This is a genomic window from Cronobacter sp. EKM101R, from assembly GCF_963888145.1.
In the GTDB taxonomy this organism is placed as follows: Bacteria; Pseudomonadota; Gammaproteobacteria; order Enterobacterales; family Enterobacteriaceae; genus Cronobacter; species Cronobacter turicensis.
The window spans coordinates 18,658-35,552 of sequence record NZ_CAWPHW010000008.1 but is presented as its reverse complement, the minus strand read 5'-3'; the positions used below and the strand labels follow the sequence as shown (position 1 = coordinate 35,552).

General features: G+C 58.2%; 14 protein-coding genes and 4 tRNA genes. All 18 read right to left on the bottom strand.

Going from position 1 to position 16,895, the window contains the following annotated elements:
* Positions 1–111: 111 nt before the first annotated feature.
* A tRNA-Pro gene (locus AACV31_RS07520) sits at positions 112–188 on the bottom strand.
* A 36-nt stretch (positions 189–224) separates the two neighbouring features.
* Positions 225–310: transfer RNA gene (locus tag AACV31_RS07515), tRNA-Leu, on the bottom strand.
* Positions 311–332: 22 nt separating this feature from the next.
* A tRNA-His gene (locus tag AACV31_RS07510) sits at positions 333–408 on the bottom strand.
* 54 nt (positions 409–462) lie between these two features.
* Positions 463–539: transfer RNA gene (locus AACV31_RS07505), tRNA-Arg, on the bottom strand.
* A gap of 102 nt (positions 540–641) precedes the next feature.
* The gene (gene thrP, locus AACV31_RS07500; RefSeq protein ID WP_165156795.1) at positions 642–2,027 is read right to left on the bottom strand and encodes a bifunctional threonine/serine APC transporter ThrP; all 1,386 of its coding nucleotides are present in this window, start codon (positions 2,025–2,027) and stop codon (positions 642–644) included.
* A 224-nt stretch (positions 2,028–2,251) separates the two neighbouring features.
* Positions 2,252–2,992 carry a lipopolysaccharide N-acetylmannosaminouronosyltransferase gene (gene wecG, locus AACV31_RS07495; RefSeq protein WP_165156813.1) on the bottom strand — a complete coding sequence of 247 codons (741 nt, stop codon included), beginning with the start codon at positions 2,990–2,992 and terminating at the stop codon, positions 2,252–2,254.
* A gap of 15 nt (positions 2,993–3,007) precedes the next feature.
* Positions 3,008–4,372, bottom strand: coding sequence for an ECA oligosaccharide polymerase (gene wzyE, locus AACV31_RS07490; RefSeq protein ID WP_161590095.1), 1,365 nt, complete (start codon positions 4,370–4,372; stop codon positions 3,008–3,010).
* The gene (locus AACV31_RS07485) at positions 4,369–5,445 is read right to left on the bottom strand and encodes a TDP-N-acetylfucosamine:lipid II N-acetylfucosaminyltransferase (protein ID WP_165156797.1); all 1,077 of its coding nucleotides are present in this window, start codon (positions 5,443–5,445) and stop codon (positions 4,369–4,371) included. The genes wzyE and AACV31_RS07485 overlap by 4 nt, the downstream gene beginning before the upstream one ends.
* Positions 5,442–6,692: a lipid III flippase WzxE gene (wzxE, locus tag AACV31_RS07480; RefSeq protein ID WP_165156799.1), complete on the bottom strand. Its 1,251-nt coding sequence runs from the start codon at positions 6,690–6,692 to the stop codon at positions 5,442–5,444. Before wzxE ends, AACV31_RS07485 begins: the two co-directional genes overlap by 4 nt.
* Before the next feature lies 1 nt (position 6,693).
* Positions 6,694–7,824, bottom strand: coding sequence for a dTDP-4-amino-4,6-dideoxygalactose transaminase (gene rffA / locus AACV31_RS07475; RefSeq protein WP_075198610.1), 1,131 nt, complete (start codon positions 7,822–7,824; stop codon positions 6,694–6,696).
* A gap of 5 nt (positions 7,825–7,829) precedes the next feature.
* Positions 7,830–8,513, bottom strand: coding sequence for a dTDP-4-amino-4,6-dideoxy-D-galactose acyltransferase (rffC, locus tag AACV31_RS07470; protein WP_105537915.1), 684 nt, complete (start codon positions 8,511–8,513; stop codon positions 7,830–7,832).
* Complete coding sequence (rfbA, locus tag AACV31_RS07465) at positions 8,491–9,372, bottom strand: glucose-1-phosphate thymidylyltransferase RfbA (protein WP_007766352.1); 882 nt, start codon at positions 9,370–9,372, stop codon at positions 8,491–8,493. Before rfbA ends, rffC begins: the two co-directional genes overlap by 23 nt.
* An 18-nt stretch (positions 9,373–9,390) precedes the next feature.
* Entirely contained in the window at positions 9,391–10,458 is a 1,068-nt protein-coding gene (gene rffG / locus AACV31_RS07460; protein WP_165156801.1) for a dTDP-glucose 4,6-dehydratase, read from the bottom strand.
* Positions 10,455–11,717, bottom strand: coding sequence for a UDP-N-acetyl-D-mannosamine dehydrogenase (gene wecC / locus AACV31_RS07455; RefSeq protein ID WP_105537913.1), 1,263 nt, complete (start codon positions 11,715–11,717; stop codon positions 10,455–10,457). The genes rffG and wecC overlap by 4 nt, the downstream gene beginning before the upstream one ends.
* Positions 11,714–12,844, bottom strand: a complete 1,131-nt coding sequence (gene wecB, locus AACV31_RS07450; protein WP_161590089.1) for a non-hydrolyzing UDP-N-acetylglucosamine 2-epimerase — start codon at positions 12,842–12,844, stop codon at positions 11,714–11,716. Before wecB ends, wecC begins: the two co-directional genes overlap by 4 nt.
* A 57-nt stretch (positions 12,845–12,901) precedes the next feature.
* Positions 12,902–13,951, bottom strand: coding sequence for an ECA polysaccharide chain length modulation protein (gene wzzE, locus AACV31_RS07445; RefSeq protein ID WP_032807042.1), 1,050 nt, complete (start codon positions 13,949–13,951; stop codon positions 12,902–12,904).
* 17 nt (positions 13,952–13,968) lie between these two features.
* A complete protein-coding gene (gene wecA / locus AACV31_RS07440) occupies positions 13,969–15,069 on the bottom strand; it encodes a UDP-N-acetylglucosamine--undecaprenyl-phosphate N-acetylglucosaminephosphotransferase (protein WP_007766338.1) in 1,101 nt (366 codons plus the stop codon).
* A gap of 250 nt (positions 15,070–15,319) precedes the next feature.
* The gene (gene rho / locus AACV31_RS07435; protein WP_004386383.1) at positions 15,320–16,579 is read right to left on the bottom strand and encodes a transcription termination factor Rho; all 1,260 of its coding nucleotides are present in this window, start codon (positions 16,577–16,579) and stop codon (positions 15,320–15,322) included.
* Positions 16,580–16,895: the final 316 nt, after the last annotated feature.

Sequence of the window (16,895 nt, the reverse complement as noted above, 5' to 3'; positions counted from 1 at the left end):
AAATCGTCAGAAAAGGAAGAGAGCGAGGCGATTGGCCGAAGAAATAAAACGGAGAAATGCAAACGTGAAGAGGCAGAAAACAAAAAACCTCGCCGAAGCGAGGTTCAAAAGTGGTCGGCGAGAGAGGATTCGAACCTCCGACCCACTGGTCCCAAACCAGTTGCGCTACCAAGCTGCGCTACTCGCCGTATACTGCTTTTTGACTTTTTTGTTCAATCAAGTAGTGGTGCGAGGGGGGGGACTTGAACCCCCACGTCCGAAGGACACTAACACCTGAAGCTAGCGCGTCTACCAATTCCGCCACCTTCGCATCGCCACAAACTCTTAAATAATGGGGTGGCTAATGGGACTCGAACCCACGACAACTGGAATCACAATCCAGGGCTCTACCAACTGAGCTATAGCCACCACTGTATTCTTTCACGCGGTATTAAAACCACCGCAGCTCAAGCGCCGTTTAAATGGCGCGCCCGACAGGATTCGAACCTGAGACCTCTGCCTCCGGAGGGCAGCGCTCTATCCAGCTGAGCTACGGGCGCGTAGCGCCGTTGCGGGTGGGGATACTACGGACTTCGCGCCCTGCTGTCTAGTGCTTTTTTGAAGAAAATGCGCGTTTGGTTATGCTTTGCGCACTCTGGCGGTTATCCGTCCACTTTGGGGGTCGAACCGTAGCGATCGAACCCGAAAAGCTTATAAATGACGCTCACCAGCACCAGGAAAATCGCACCGACAATGAGTGACATACGCGTATCCTCATTGAATCCCATGCCCGCCAGCACGCAGACCAGAAACGCCATCGTCAGGTAATTCGCCCAAGGGAACAGCACGGAGCGGAACGGATGCGCGGCAATCGCCGCCTGGTGCGTCTGGCGAAAGCGCAGTTGGCTTATCAGGATGACAAACCACGGCACCATGCCTGGCAATACGCTGGCGCTGTAGACATAAACGAACACGCGCTGCGGATTCGGGATAATGTAATTGAGGCACGAGCCCACCAGCAGAATCACAATCGAGACCGCGACGCCTGCCACCGGTACGCCATTGCGTGAGACTTTCCCCATCGCCGCCGGTAACTGGCGGTTATTCGCCAGCGCATAGAGCATACGCCCGCAGCTGTACATCCCGCTGTTGCAGCCGGAAAGCGCTGCGGTCAGCACCACGAAGTTGATAATGCCCGCCGCAGCGGTGATCCCGATTTTCGCGAAGGTCAGCACAAACGGGCTGCCGTTGCTGCCGATTTCATCCCACGGGAAGATAGTCACGATAACGAAGATCGCGCCCACGTAGAAAATCAGGATGCGCCACAGCACTTTGCCGACCGCGCTGCGCAGCGTCACCTGCGGGTTTTTCGCCTCGCCCGCGGTAATGCCAATCAGCTCGACGCCCTGATAAGACGCCACCACGATACACAGCGCCGTCAGGAACCCTTTCCAGCCGCCCGCAAAGAAACCGCCGTGCGACGTCAGGTTGCCAAAGCCTATCGCATGACCGCCGTTGCCGAAGCCGAAGAAGATCACGCCAAGCCCGACCACGATCATAACGATAATGGTGGTGACTTTGATCATCGCGAACCAGAATTCGATTTCGCCATACAGCCGCACCGCCGCCAGGTTCGCCAGCGCGACCAGCCCTACGGCAATCAGCGCGGGTATCCACTGCGCCATCTCCGGGAACCAGAACTGGACGTAGACCCCGATGGCGGTGATTTCCGAAATGCCTACCGCCATCCACATAAACCAGTAAGACCACGCGGTGAGATAGCCGAAGAACGGGCTCATGTAGCGATGCGCATAAACGGCGAACGAACCGGTTACCGGCTCAAGGAACAGCATTTCGCCCATTGAGCGCATAATGAAAAAGACAAACAGCCCGGCGATGATATAGGCCAGCAGCACCGACGGCCCCGCCCATTTCAGCGTACTGGCGGCGCCCATAAACAGCCCCACCCCGATAGTGCCGCCGAGCGCAATCAGCTCGATATGTCGGGCCTCCAGCCCTCGCTGTAGTTCCGGTTTATTCTCTGCCATAGATCCTCTGTGTTGTGTTTCACGTGCGTCCAGGTGAACCTGGTTATTGTGATGGTGAATGCCTGAGCCCCTGTGGGTAGCGTAACCCTGCCGCGTCCCGGCAAGGGGCGGGCGAATGGTTCCGCAATTTGAGGGAAATGGCAAATAATGCGTGGCAAAAATGCGCTTACTGCGCAATAAACCATCAGAAGAAAACGGCGGCGTCGGCTGACGCCGCCTGAGGATCACAGCCTGCCGGTGTAGTGCCAGCCAAGGTAGCGTAGCAGGCGCAGCTGGCGTTTGAGGCGGCTCGGCTGGGAGATCAGACGATAAAGCCATTCCAGCCCAAGGTTTTGCCACACTTTCGGCGCGCGTTTCACATGGCCGGTGAAGACGTCGTAGGTGCCGCCCACGCCCATATACAGGGCGTCAGGGTGAACAAGACGGCAGTCGCGCATAAAGATCTCCTGGCGCGGCGAGCCCATCGCGACCGTAACTATCTGCGCGCCGTTGTCGCGGATGCGCGTAAACAGCGCCGCTCGCTCTTCCGGCTTAAAATAGCCGTCCTGCGCGTCGACGATATTCACATTCCACTGGCGTTTGAGTTTTTCAATGGTTTGCGCGAGCACCTGCGGTTTGCCGCCCACCAGAAAGACCGGCGTGCCTTCGCGTCCGGCGCGCGCCATCAGCGCCTCCCAGAGATCGGCGCCCGCCACGCGTGACACCTGCGCCTGCGGGTACTTTTTACGAACCGAGCGCACGACGCTGATGCCGTCGGCATATTTAAATTCCGCCGCTTCAATCAGGCTGCGGACGTCGGCGTCCGCCTCCCGCGCCAGCATCTTCTCGGCGTTAATCGCCACCAGCGTGCCGTGGCGCAGCGTGCCGTCGGCATAGAGATAATCGAGCGCGTGTTGCATATCGCGCCACCCCAGCAGCGGCAGCCCGCGAAGCGTATAGACCGGGGCGGTGACCTGTTCAGACATCATATTCCCTTAACCTTAAAGCGTTTCCGTTGGCGACAGCGGCGGCGCGCGACGGCGGCGCGGCTGGATAAGCCCCGCGTTGTCCAGCAGCCAGTAAACCAGCTTCGCGACCACCAGACAGGCGCCGAAGACCACCATAAAAAAGACCACGCGCGACACAAACGCATCCAGCCCCTCGCGCGCCAGCACAATCATGTTAAAGATGGCGCCAAAGCAGAAGCTGTGCAGGATAGCGGCTTTATAACGGTTCGGCTCGCGGTTGCCGCGCTCATACAGCCAGTCGAACCATTTGATGATAAGCCCGACCGCCACCGCGCCGAGCGGGATAAACCACACGCCGCCCATTACCACCAGCGAGCCCAGCAGCGTCGGGGAGATAGCCAGCCCCGAATGGTTGTTCAACACTTCCCAGGTGAAATAGTTGGCGGTATTGAGCACGATATGCGGCCGGTCCGGCCAGATCCATGACGGAATAAACACGTAGAAATCGCGCGCAATCGGCGCCAGCCCCTGAAACTCGATATCGCCGTAATGTTGCAGCAGCAGCGCCAGGTTTTCCCACGGCGAGAAAGTATCGCGCGTGAGATAAAGAAACGTGTAAAACGCTTCGTCGCCGCTGACGTTCAGCCCGTAGCGCTTCAGCGCCAGCCAGAACATCCCCACAATCCCCATCACGCCCGCCGCAGCCAGCATCCCAAGCGAGATCCAGCCGCGAATAATGCCGATAAACAGAAAAATGGCGAATGCGATAATGATATTGGCGCGCGTACCGCCGACAATCATATAGGTCAGCAGGCCAAACCCGACGGTGCTGACGAGGAAAAAGAGCCACGCGCGGCTATCCTGGCGCAGGAAATAGACCACCAGCATCGCCGGAATAAAGAAGTAGAAAAAGCGCTTGAGCGCCACGCCGGAGACTTCGCTGGAGAAAATCTGGCTATAGGAATGCAGCCGGAACAGCAAAAAGCCGTTATGCATAAAGAAAATGCCGACGCTCACCAGGGCGACCGCCATCATTACTATCCACGCCAGATGGGTTTCGACGCGGTTCATGGTGAACAGCCCGCCGCCGGAGGACGCCGCCTGCGCGCGCGCCGCCCGCAACCGCGTTTTATAGGTGACGTAATAGACCGCGTAGAAACAGCCCGCCGACAGCAGCGCCTGCAATAACACCTCCGCAGGCACCACCGCCACGTCAAAGCGAAACACCAGAATGCTGGTCAGCGGAAAGCCGAAGAAAAACGTCAGCAGGAACAGCAGCGAGAAGAAGACGTTAAAGTTGAACCGCACCCGGCGGAACTCAAACCAGGTCAGCGTGCCGATAAACAGCGTCGCCAGCAGCCAGACGATAAACAGGCCGCTGAATTGCAGTAAGCTCATGCCACTTCTCCTGAAGCGATACGCAGCGCGCGGTGCCAGCCCGTCAGGTAGTTAGGTTTAAAGAACGCGATTTGCGATTTATCGACCATCTGCAACTGACGCTGCGCCTCGCGCACCGTCACCTCGTTAAGCTTATCGCCGGTAAACAGTACCGGCAGATTTTGTTCCACCATATCCTGCCAGAACGGGTTTTCACGGCTCAGCACGCATGGCACGCCCGCCTGGATAAGCAGGCACAGCGTGCCGATCCCCTGCTGGCGCGCAAAAATGAAATAACCCAGATCGCACTGGCGCAGCAGCGCCAGATAGGCGTCGAAATCGAGCTTTTCACGCAGGACATTGAGGTTGTCCGGGCTGAACAACGTCTGCCCGGCCCGCGTCACTTCCTCGATCCACGCGTCGTTATTCGCCGGATACCCCATCGGCACAATCACATTAACGTTATCGCCGAATTGCTGATGCACCGCCTGCAACGCCGCGATATGGTCGTTGCTCCGATCGCCGGAGTTACCTACCAGAATCGTCAGCTTCCCGTCGCGTTCAGGCGGCGGCAGCTGGTTTAACCCTTCATCCATCCGCGTCGGGAAATAGAGCAATTCGCCCGGCACGCCAGGGTGACGCTTCGCAAAGTGGCTGAGATCGCCGCGGGTGGCGAACACCTGCCCTACGCGCCCCTGCGCCAGTCGGCGCAGCCGGTAAAAGAGCTGAAACTTCAGGCTGCGCGAAGCTTCATAAAGATCGGCGCCCCAGATATGCCAGCTCACCTGCGCGGGTTTCAGTCCGCCGCTCAGCAATGCCAGCCACAGCGGCGCATTAAACTGGCCGTGCAGGAAAAAGCGCTGCTGGCGATTTTCACGCGCCAGCGCCACTACGGAGCGGGCGAGCGTTTTTTTATCAGGAAAGATGCTCAGCGAAAGCGACGGATACGGCTGGCTGAGTTGTTCATCGGCGCTGACCACCATAAAGCGGCGCGCCTGGTCGTTAGTCTCTGCCAGCTCATCGTTAAAGAAACGCAGTACCGTCTGGTTATGATGGGGAATATCGGACCCCAGAACGTGAATCAATGCTGTCATGTCTGTCTGCGCCAGAGTAAAAATACGCCACAACAGAGGGCGAAATAGACAATATAGGTCGCCATATAGGCTTGTGCCGCGCCCGCCGCGCCGTGCGCCGGGATAAGCCAGTATGAAAAGCCGGTTAATAAAGCAAACTGGCTGACTTCCGTCAAAATATAAAAGCGCAGCGAGGCTTTCGCGATAATCAGGTAGCCGAAGACGTAAGCGCCCACTTTCAGTACGTCGCCCACCAGTTGCCAGGCGAAGAGGTCACGCATGGCGGTAAACTGCGGCGAGAACAGCAGCCAGATGGCGAAATCCCGCAGCAGATACACCGCGAGGCTCGCCGTCGCCACCGCGGGCAGCACGAACTTCAGCGCGCGCCCGATTTCGCGGGTGATGTCGCGCTTCGCCTCAAGGCGCGACAGCGTCGGCAGCAGCCAGACGCTGAACGACGCGGTAATAAACTGTAAATAGGCGTCAGAGATGCTGCTCACCCCCTGCCAGATGCCGACGGCATCCCACCCGTAACGGGCGGCCAGCAGGTTTCGCATCATCACGTACGCGACCGGCAGCGTCACCGCCGTCATCAGGGCCATCAGCGTGAATTTACCGAGATGGCGCGCCAGCGGGCCGTCCCACGCGGGTTTCAGATAGCGCAGCGGCACATGCTCGCGCCGCATCAGCATCCAGACTGCCGGAATAGCCACCAGCGCAGGCACCAGCGCCAGGCCCAGCAGCGCGCCTTCATACCCGCCAAAGTGAAAACAGGCGTAATACGCGGCCACGCCGATAAGGCTGCCGATAATCAGCGCCAGCGCGTTGCCCGCCGCGTCGCGAAAGCCTTTGATAATCGCGAGCGTCAGGTTGGCCCAGGCGATCCCCATCTGGATGAAGGCCACCATGCGCACCACGTTTTCATAGCGATCGTGGCCAAACAGGCCAATGCTTATCGGCCCCGCCGCCAGCAGAAAAATCACCGCCAGTAAGGTCGAGAAGCCCAGCACCATGGCCGATGCCGTGCCCGTGACGCGCTGAAGCCCGGCCGCGTCATGCTGATGCTGCGCGACCAGTTTCGTTACGCCGTTGAAAATGCCCGCCCCGGCCAGCACGCCGAGCACCGTTATCAGCTGACGGAAGTTCCCCGCCTGGCCGACGCCCGTCGGCCCGAAGGCGACGGCCAGCAGTTTGACGACCACCAGCCCCGCGCCGATTTTGATAAGCGTGGACCCGGCGGTCCACACGGAAGCTTTAGCGAGCGACATATCAGCCGAAATAGCTCAGCAGCGTATTGATCACCGTGCGCTGATTGACCGGCGCGAGGTTAAAGAACAGCGGCAGGCGCAGCAGGCGTTCGCTCTCAGCGGTAGTGAAGCGGTCTTCGCCGTGGAACTCGCCGAATTTTTCACCCGCCGGGCAGCCGTGTAGCGGAATGTAGTGGAACACCGCCAGAATCTCCGCCTCTTTGAGGTAGGCGATAAGCTTGCTGCGATCGTCAATATCGCGAAGCTTGATGTAAAACATATGCGCGTTGTGGCGGCAGGTGTCAGGGATCGACGGCAGCGTGATGCGCCCGGCGCGGGCCAGCGGCGCAAGCGCGTCGTAATAGGTCTGCCACAGCGTCAGGCGCTGCTGGTTAATGCGGTCTGCCGCTTCCAGCTGCGCCCAGAGGTAGGCCGCCTGCAAATCAGACATCAGATAGCTGGAGCCGATATCGCGCCAGGTATATTTATCCACCTGGCCGCGGAAAAACTGGCTGCGGTTAGTGCCTTTTTCGCGAATGATCTCCGCGCGATCAATCAGCGCCGGATCGTTAATCAGCGTCGCGCCGCCTTCGCCGCCGGCGGTGTAGTTTTTGGTTTCATGGAAGCTAAAGCAGCCGATATGACCGATGGTGCCAAGCGCCCGGCCTTTATACGTCGACATTACGCCCTGCGCGGCGTCTTCCACCACATAGAGCTGATGCTTTTCGGCAATCGCCATAATGACGTCCATCTCGCAGGCCACGCCCGCGTAATGCACCGGCACAATGACGCGCGTCTTGTCGGTGATAGCCGCTTCGATCCGCGTTTCGTCGATATTCATGGTGTCCGGGCGGACATCCACGAAGACGATTTTCGCGCCGCGCAGCACAAAGGCGTTAGCGGTGGAGACGAACGTAAAGCTTGGCATGATCACTTCATCGCCCGGCTGGATATTCAGCAGCAGCGCCGCCATTTCCAGCGACGCGGTGCAGGAAGGCGTCAGCAACACTTTCGGGCTGCCGAAACGATGCTCCATCCACTGCTGGCAGCGGCGAGTAAAACCGCCGTCGCCGCACAGCTTGCCGCTGCTCATCGCAGACTGCATATAGTCGATTTCCGTGCCAACCACGGGCGGTGCGTTAAATGGGATCATGATAGTTACCTGTATAACCAATAAGCGGTGCTTTCGATGTTGCCGCCGCTGGCAATGTAGCGGCGCAGCGCGGCGCGGTTGCCCGCCTGCGTCGCTACCCGCAAGGTGTAAAGCCCGCGCGTGACGCACCACTGGCGCGCCGCCTGCATCAGGGCTTCTCCGGCGCCGCGACCGGCCAGCAGGCCGATGCGGGCTTCTTGTTCGTTCAGCGCGCGCAGCGTGACGAAACCGCGAAGCGCCCCCTGCGGCGTGCGCAGGATAAGACATTCGTGGTCGAACGCGCCTTTTACCGCGTTTTCAACCCACTGTGCGTAAAACCGTCCGCTGGCGTCAGGCGCATACCAGGGCGCGCGAAACCGACTCATGGCGAAGGCCTCCGCCGCCGCGTCGCGCAGCAGCGGAATATCGTCAGGTGTGGCGGAAGTTATCTGCGCGTCGCGCGCTGGCGCGTCAGGCGTAAGCGCCAGCGCGAAATCGACGTCGCCCTCAACCAGCCGGAAGCCGAGCTGCGCCAGACCATCCAGCAGATCGCCGCGCGCGGCGGGTACTTTCGCCTGCACGCGCGACCAGGCGTCTAATTGCGCCACGTCTAACGCCGGTGCGGTATCGGAGAAACGGACAATCGCGCTGTCGATGCCGAAAAACCGGCTCTCCCACTCAAGAGGCTCAATACTGGCGTGGACGTGCACGAAGCAGCTCCAGCAAATACTGGCCGTAGCCGGTTTTGGCAAGCTGCTGCGCGACGCGTCGGACGTCGTCGTCATTAAGCCAGCCGTTGCGCCAGGCAATCTCTTCCAGACACGCGATTTTAAAGCCCTGACGTTTTTCGACGGTCTGCACGAAAGTGCTGGCCTCGATCAGGCTGTCGTGTGTGCCAGTATCGAGCCAGGCGAAACCACGGCCCAGCAACTCGACATTAAGCTTGCCTGCCTCCATGTACATTTGATTAATGGAGGTGATCTCAAGCTCACCGCGGCTGGAGGGCTTAACCTGCTTCGCATACTCCACGACGTCACTGTCGTAGAAATAAAGCCCGGTAACGGCCCAGCGGGATTTTGGATGCGTCGGTTTTTCTTCAATAGAAATGGCGCGGAAATCGTTGTCAAACTCGACCACGCCGAAGCGCTCAGGATCCATAACCTGATAGCCGAACACCGTTGCGCCTTCGGTACGTGCCGCCACATGGCGCAGTTTCGGGCTAAATCCCTGCCCGAAGAAAATATTATCGCCCAGCACCAGGCAGGAAGGGCCGCCCGCAAGAAAATGCTCGCCAATAATGAACGCTTGCGCGAGGCCATCCGGACTCGGTTGCACGGCGTATTCCAGCGAAATGCCAAAAGCGGAACCATCACCCAGCAGGCGCTGGAAATAGATCTGGTCTTCAGGCGTAGTGATGATGAGCACTTCGCGGATCCCCGCCAGCATCAATACAGACAGCGGATAGTAGATCATCGGCTTGTCGTAGATGGGCAGAAGCTGTTTGGAAACGCCGCGAGTAATAGGATGAAGCCGGCTGCCAGAGCCGCCCGCCAGAATAATGCCTTTCATACCGGTCTCCCGTCGTGTTTAACGCGCAAGCCCCAGACGCTGGCCCTGATAGCTGCCGTCCTGAACCTGCTTCCACCAGGTCTCGTTGTCGAGATACCACTGCACCGTTTTACGCATTCCGCTTTCAAAGGTTTCCTGCGGGCGCCAGCCGAGTTCGCGCTCGATTTTGCTGGCGTCGATGGCGTAGCGCAGATCGTGGCCGGGACGGTCCTGGACGAACGTGATAAGCGAACTGTACTGATCCACGCCCGCCGGTTTTTGCGGCGCCAGTTCTTCAAGCAACGCGCAGATGGTTTTCACCACATCGAGGTTTTTCTGCTCGTTATGGCCGCCGATGTTGTAGGTTTCGCCCACCACGCCTTCCGTCGCCACCAGGCAGAGCGCGCGCGCGTGGTCTTCCACATACAGCCAGTCGCGGATCTGCTGGCCGTTGCCATACACCGGCAGCGGTTTACCCGCCAGCGCGTTAAGGATGGTCAGCGGGATCAGTTTCTCCGGGAAGTGGTACGGCCCGTAGTTATTCGAGCAGTTGGTCACGATGGTCGGCAGACCATAGGTGCGCCGCCAGGCGCGAACCAGATGGTCGCTGCCCGCTTTGGACGCGGAGTACGGGCTGCTTGGCGCATACGGCGTGGTTTCCGTAAAGAAATCATCAAGGCCGTGCAGATCGCCATACACTTCGTCAGTCGAGATATGGTGAAAGCGAAACGCTGTTTTTTCAGCATCAGCCAGCCCGCTCCAGTAGCGGCGCGCGGCCTCTAAAAGCGTATAGGTGCCGACGATATTCGTTTCGATAAACGCCGCCGGGCCGTCGATAGAGCGGTCGACATGGCTTTCCGCCGCCAGATGCATCACGACATCCGGCTTAAACTGCGTGAACAGGCGGTCAAGGCTCTGCGCGTCGCAGATATCCACCTGTTCAAAAGCAAAGCGTGCGTCCTGCGCGACCGGCGCCAGCGACGTCAGGTTCCCGGCGTAGGTCAGCTTATCGACCACCAGCACGGCGTGGTCGGTGTTCTGGATGAGGTGTCTGACAACGGCGGAGCCGATGAACCCGGCGCCGCCCGTAACCAGAAAGCGTTTCATCGCCAGACTCCTTTGGTGTCGACGACCCAGGCGTGGTTGAGCGTCGAGCCGTCAATGGCTTTGAACTGCTGATGGTCAACCAGCATCACCAGCACATCGGCTTGCGCCAGCGCGTCGTCGAGCGCGCTCAGGCGGCATTTGCCTTCAAGGCGTGCCGGCAGCGTATGGATATTGGGCTCGACAACCAGCGTTTCGCCGCTGTGCCAGTCGGCGATAAGCTCAGCGATTTCCATCGCCGGGCTTTCGCGTAAATCGTCGATGTTCGGTTTAAATGCCAGGCCAAAGCAGGCGATTTTCACCTCGCTCGCGCGACGGTTGGTCGCAGCAAGGCAGTCGGCCAGCGTGCTTTTCACCTGCTGGATAACCCAGTGCGGTTTGTGGTCGTTCACTTCGCGCGCGGTGCGGATAAGACGCGCCTGCTGCGGGTTCTGCGCCACAATAAACCACGGATCGACCGCGATGCAGTGGCCGCCGACGCCAGGGCCCGGTTGCAGAATATTCACACGCGGGTGGCGGTTCGCGAGGCGAATCAGCTCCCACACATTAATGCCCTGATCGGCGCAAATGAGCGACAGCTCGTTCGCGAACGCAATGTTCACATCGCGGAAGCTGTTTTCGGTGAGTTTGCACATCTCGGCGGTGCGGGAGTTAGTCACCACACACTCGCCTTCCAGAAAGATTTTATACAGCTCGCTGGCGCGCGCCGAGCAGACCGGCGTCATGCCGCCAATCACGCGATCGTTTTTAATCAGCTCGACCATCACCTGGCCTGGCAGCACGCGCTCCGGGCAGTAGGCGATATTAATATCCGCCGCCTCGCCCGCCTGTTGCGGGAAGCTGAGATCCGGACGCAGCGCCGCGAGCCACTGGGCCATCTGTTCCGTCGCGCCGACCGGCGATGTGGATTCCAGAATCACCAGCGCGCCTTTACGCAGCACCGGCGCGACAGACTCCGCCGCCGCCTGCACGTAGGTCATATCCGGCTCGTGATCGCCCTTAAACGGCGTGGGAACAGCAATCAGATACGCGTCCGCTTCTACAGGCTGGGTGCTGGCGCGCAGGAAACCGCCTTCCACGGCGGTTTTCACGACGTTATCGAGCTCCGGCTCGACAATATGAATTTCACCCCGGTTAATGGTATCGACCGCATGCTGATTGATGTCGATGCCGATGACCTGTTTTTCTCGCGACGCAAAGGCCGCCGCGGTGGGTAAACCGATATAACCCAGACCAATCACCGAAATGGTTTTAAAACTCATAGTGATACCCGATTATTTTTAAGTGCATGTAATATCCGTTCGCATGCCTGGCCGTCGCCATAAGGGTTATGGGCGTGGCTCATGGCCTGGTACGCCGCCTCGTCGTGCAGCAGGCGCGTCACTTCGGCGACGATACGCTGCGTGTCCGTGCCCACCAGACGCACCGTGCCCGCTTCGACCGCTTCCGGCCGCTCGGTGGTTTCTCGCATCACCAGTACCGGTTTACCCAGCGACGGCGCCTCTTCCTGGATGCCGCCGGAGTCGGTCAGGATAAGCCAGGCGTGATTCATCAGCCAGACAAACGGCAGGTACTCCTGCGGCTCGATCAGCACCACGTTTTCGACGTGGCCCAGAATACGGTTTACCGGCTCGGTGACATTGGGGTTGAGGTGGACCGGATAGACAATTTGTACATCGCGGTTTTGCGCGGCGATATCCGCCAGCGCGCGACAGATCTGTTCGAATCCTTCGCCGAAACTTTCGCGACGATGGCCCGTGACCAGAATCATTTTCTTGTCGCCGTCCAGGAACGGGTATTGCGTTTCAAGGCGCAGGCGCAGCGATTCATCCGCCATCACGCGGTCGCGTACGGCGATCAGCGCATCGATAACCGTGTTGCCGGTAACGAAGATCCGCGCTTCAGGGATGTTTTCGCGCAGCAGATTCTGGCGCGACAGTTCGGTAGGCGCAAAGTGGTACATGGCGAGATGACCAGTGAGCGTGCGGTTGGCCTCTTCCGGCCACGGCGAGTAGAGATCGCCGGTGCGCAGCCCCGCCTCGACGTGACCGACGGGAATGCGCTGATAAAACGCGGCCAGGCTGGTGGCGATGGTCGTGGTGGTATCACCATGCACCAGCACCACATCCGGGCGGAATTCGGTCAGAATCGGTTTCAGCCCTTCCAGAATGCGACAGGTGATCTCGGTGAGCCCCTGTCCGGGCTTCATGATGTTCAGGTCGTAGTCCGGCACAATGGAAAAAAGATGCAGCACCTGATCCAGCATCTCTCGATGCTGAGCCGTGACGCAAACCCGGGTGTCGAACGCGGGATCCTGTGCCAGCGCATGAACCAGCGGCGCCATTTTGATGGCTTCTGGTCGCGTGCCAAAAACGGTTAGTACTCTCACAACGATTCTCTTCAGTTGACGATGAAGGCGACGCGCGCCTTCATCCAGGACGCGTGCTTATGCGGTGCGACGGCGGCGGACCAGAGCCACGCCAGCGCCAGTCAACGCCCCAACAGCTCCCCACATGATCATCAGGAACGCGCGACGTGGGCTGTCGCGTTTAACCGGTTCTTCCGGCGTGCGCAGATAGCGATAGGTCTGAAAGCGCGGGTCCAGCGTCGGCCCTACGTTCAGCGTCGCCAGCATCGCCCGGTTCTGGTCGTAGTCGATGTCATAGGTCGGCCCTACCGCCTGGAGATTTTCCAGACGCGCCTGCAACAGCGGGCGACCCAGCATGAACAGTTCAGAATCCGGCAGCTCATCTGCGGGAACGTCCGTTTCGCTGCGAGAAATGTTGTGTTGTTCCGCCACCTGCAACGCCTGCTGAACGTTATGCACGCGACGATCGAAAATAGATTTCGCGACGGCTTCCTGACGCTTCACTTGCGCTTTCATCTGCACGGTGCGCGCCGCCCAGGCGCCTTTCAGCTCATCGTTGAGATGGCTGGCGGCCCGCTGGCTGGCGAACGCGATGTACTGACGCAGCAGGTTATTGGCATCCGGCGCGGTTTCCGCGATCAACCGAATATTATCGTTTTGATTGCGGGTCACGTCGCCCGCGGTGAACTGAATATTGTCGATAAACTCATCCAGCAGCGCGGCGTCCGCTTTGCTGTTGCCGACCTGACGCTGTTTGTAATAGTCCGTCTGCAACCAGAAATCGCGGCGGGTATCCCAGGCGGAGAGCTGCATGATGAATTCTTTATAAGCGTCGTCCATCACCGAGGGTTGATCCGCCGGCACCAGGTTGGCTTTCGCATCCAGGTTGCGCAGGAACTGCTGCTGCGAATAGTAGCCGCCCAGCATGTTGACGGTGGGTCGGTCGGTGATGGCCATCGCGCTCCACTCCTGGCGCGCGAAGAACGTGTAAGTGAGCGCGACCAGCGCAAACAGCACGGCCATGCCGACTATCCAGAATTTCCCTGCCCACAGCGTTCGGAACAGACCACGAATATCCAGCTCATTATCTGCCACTCCTGGCGGAGTGCCCGGCACTTTTTGATTCATCACGTCCCCGTTTTTCTTTAATTAGCGGTGGGCTTGTTGCTTCCGCGCTTAATGCGACGCTTAACGCGTTTGATAAAGCGCGCCACTTTCCATGCCCGTTTGATACAGTAGCCGTAGAAGAAAAATGCTAGCAAGAATAATGCCAACATTACCCACTCAGGGATAATATGAGCCGCATATTCCGATGCCACGCCAATACCAGCCAGCAGCGCGGCGGCGAGCGTAATCAGGACAAACGCCTGGCGAGAAGTAAAACCGGCGCGCATGATCAGATGATGAATGTGCTGGCGGTCCGGTGAGAACGGACTCATACCTTTACGCAGGCGGCGGTACATGATGGCTATCATGTCCATCAGCGGAATCGCGATGATCCAGAGCGCGGTCACCGGGCTTATCGGATGCGTTTTCCCCTGCGTGGTTTCCAGCAGGATCCAGATAACAGTAAAACCGATAAGCGTACTGCCCGCATCGCCCATAAAGACTTTATAGCGCCGCCCGAAGGCGCCGAGATTGAGCAGGATATAAGGAAGGATGGCGGCTATCATGGCGAAGCACCACATCGACAGGCTGGTCTGTCCGTCGAACCACAGGATCATCCCGATGGCCGCGAAAGAGACGCACGAGAGCCCGCCCAGCAGACCGTCGATGCCGTCAACCATGTTGAAAGCGTTAATTGCCGCCCAGACGGCGAACAGCGTCAGGAAATACCCAAACGGCCCCAGCACCATCTCCCATGAGCCGAAAATATACCCGAGGCTTCGCAGATAGAGCCCGCCTACCGTCATCATCACCACGCCGATTACGGCCTGGATAACGGCGCGGATTTTCACGCTGATGTCATAACGGTCATCCAGCGCGCCGACAAACACTAGCACCCCGGCGCTCGCCAGGTATAACGCCGCATGAGGAATGTAGTAGTCCGCAATGAAAAAGGTAAAGCAGATGCCTGCGTAGACGGAGATGCCGCCCACGAGCGGGATAAGCCCCTGATGGCGCTTACGGAAGTTGGGTTTATCGACCAGACCAACCCTTTTGCCCAGCTTTCGTGCAAAAAAAAGAAAAACAAATGTGAATAAAAAAATACTGATTAGCTCAGTACCAACGGTAACTAAATTCACAGTGTGCGCTCTCTGCAAACGTTAAGTCCGGAGGAAGTATAACTGCGGCAGTCAGGCTTTCTAAGCACTCCTCCGCCCCTCATCCCTGAACAGACTAATTATTATTCAGTAAGATAAACATAGCTCAGACCAGCTAAAAACTGGCGCGCCTTTACTGTAAATCCTGTAAAGATCGCGCCTGCTGCCTATCGTATAGAGCAACAAAGAAAAACGCCACGTCGTGACGTGGCGTTCCCCGAGTTCCCGCTAACTACGAACGTTTCATCATGTCGAAGAATTCGTCGTTAGTTTTGGTCATCGCCAGTTTATTAATGAGGAATTCCATCGCGTCGATCTCACCCATCGGGTGAATGATTTTACGCAGGATCCACATTTTCTGCAGTTCTTCCTGAGTCGTCAGCAGCTCTTCTTTACGGGTACCGGAACGGTTGTAATCGATAGCCGGGAAGACGCGTTTTTCCGCGATCTTACGAGAGAGGTGCAGTTCCATGTTACCGGTGCCTTTAAACTCTTCGTAGATAACTTCATCCATTTTCGAGCCGGTATCAATCAGAGCAGTCGCAATGATGGTCAGGCTGCCGCCCTCTTCCACGTTACGCGCCGCACCGAAGAAACGCTTCGGACGATGCAAGGCGTTCGCGTCCACACCGCCGGTCAGTACTTTGCCGGAGGCCGGCACGACGGTGTTGTAAGCGCGCGCCAGACGGGTGATGGAGTCGAGCAGAATGATAACGTCTTTTTTGTGCTCGACCAGGCGCTTGGCCTTCTCGATAACCATCTCGGCGACCTGAACGTGGCGGGAAGCCGGTTCGTCAAACGTGGAGGCAACCACTTCGCCTTTCACCAGACGCTGCATCTCGGTGACTTCTTCCGGACGTTCGTCGATGAGCAGCACCATCAGGACGCAATCCGGATGGTTATAGGCGATGCTCTGCGCGATGTTCTGCAGCAGCATGGTTTTACCCGCTTTCGGCGGCGCCACGATAAGACCACGCTGACCGCGGCCGATCGGGGATGCCAGATCCAGCACGCGCGCCGTCAAATCTTCGGTCGACCCATTGCCGCGCTCCATGCGCAGACGAGAGTTCGCGTGCAGCGGCGTTAAGTTTTCGAACAGGATCTTATTACGTGCGTTTTCCGGTTTATCGAAGTTGACTTCGTTCACTTTCAACAGCGCGAAGTAGCGCTCGCCTTCTTTCGGCGGACGAATCTTACCGGAGATGGTATCCCCTGTACGGAGGTTGAAACGGCGGATTTGGCTGGGAGAAACGTAGATGTCGTCGGGACCGGCGAGGTAGGAGCTGTCTGCAGAACGGAGGAAGCCGAAGCCATCCTGCAATATCTCCAGCACACCGTCGCCAAAGATATCTTCGCCACTCTTCGCATGCTGTTTCAGGATGGCGAAAATAATATCCTGTTTGCGCATGCGGGCCAGGTTTTCCAGTCCCATATTTTCGCCGAGAGTAATCAGCTCAGAAACCGGCGTATTCTTTAATTCGGTAAGATTCATAGTGGTGGGTTCTTAAACTCGGGGTAAATCTCGAACGTAATGTTGTGAATGGTATGGCAGGGTCATCCATGCCTGTTAACGGGCTTCATCTCATGTCTGTTCGTTGCCTGGTTGCAGGTAAGGAACGCAGAACTGAAACGACAAGACGGAATGAGTGATAAGTCCCGGAGTTAATGCTCTTCTCGCCTACCGGTCTCGGTATTGACATTGTCACGGGCGGGAAGCGTCGGGTATTACAAGATTCAAACTAAAAGGTAAGTTTAAATTGAAGTCAAAAATTAAGTTAGCATGACTGAAGCCGGGCGTCCAGCGGTCC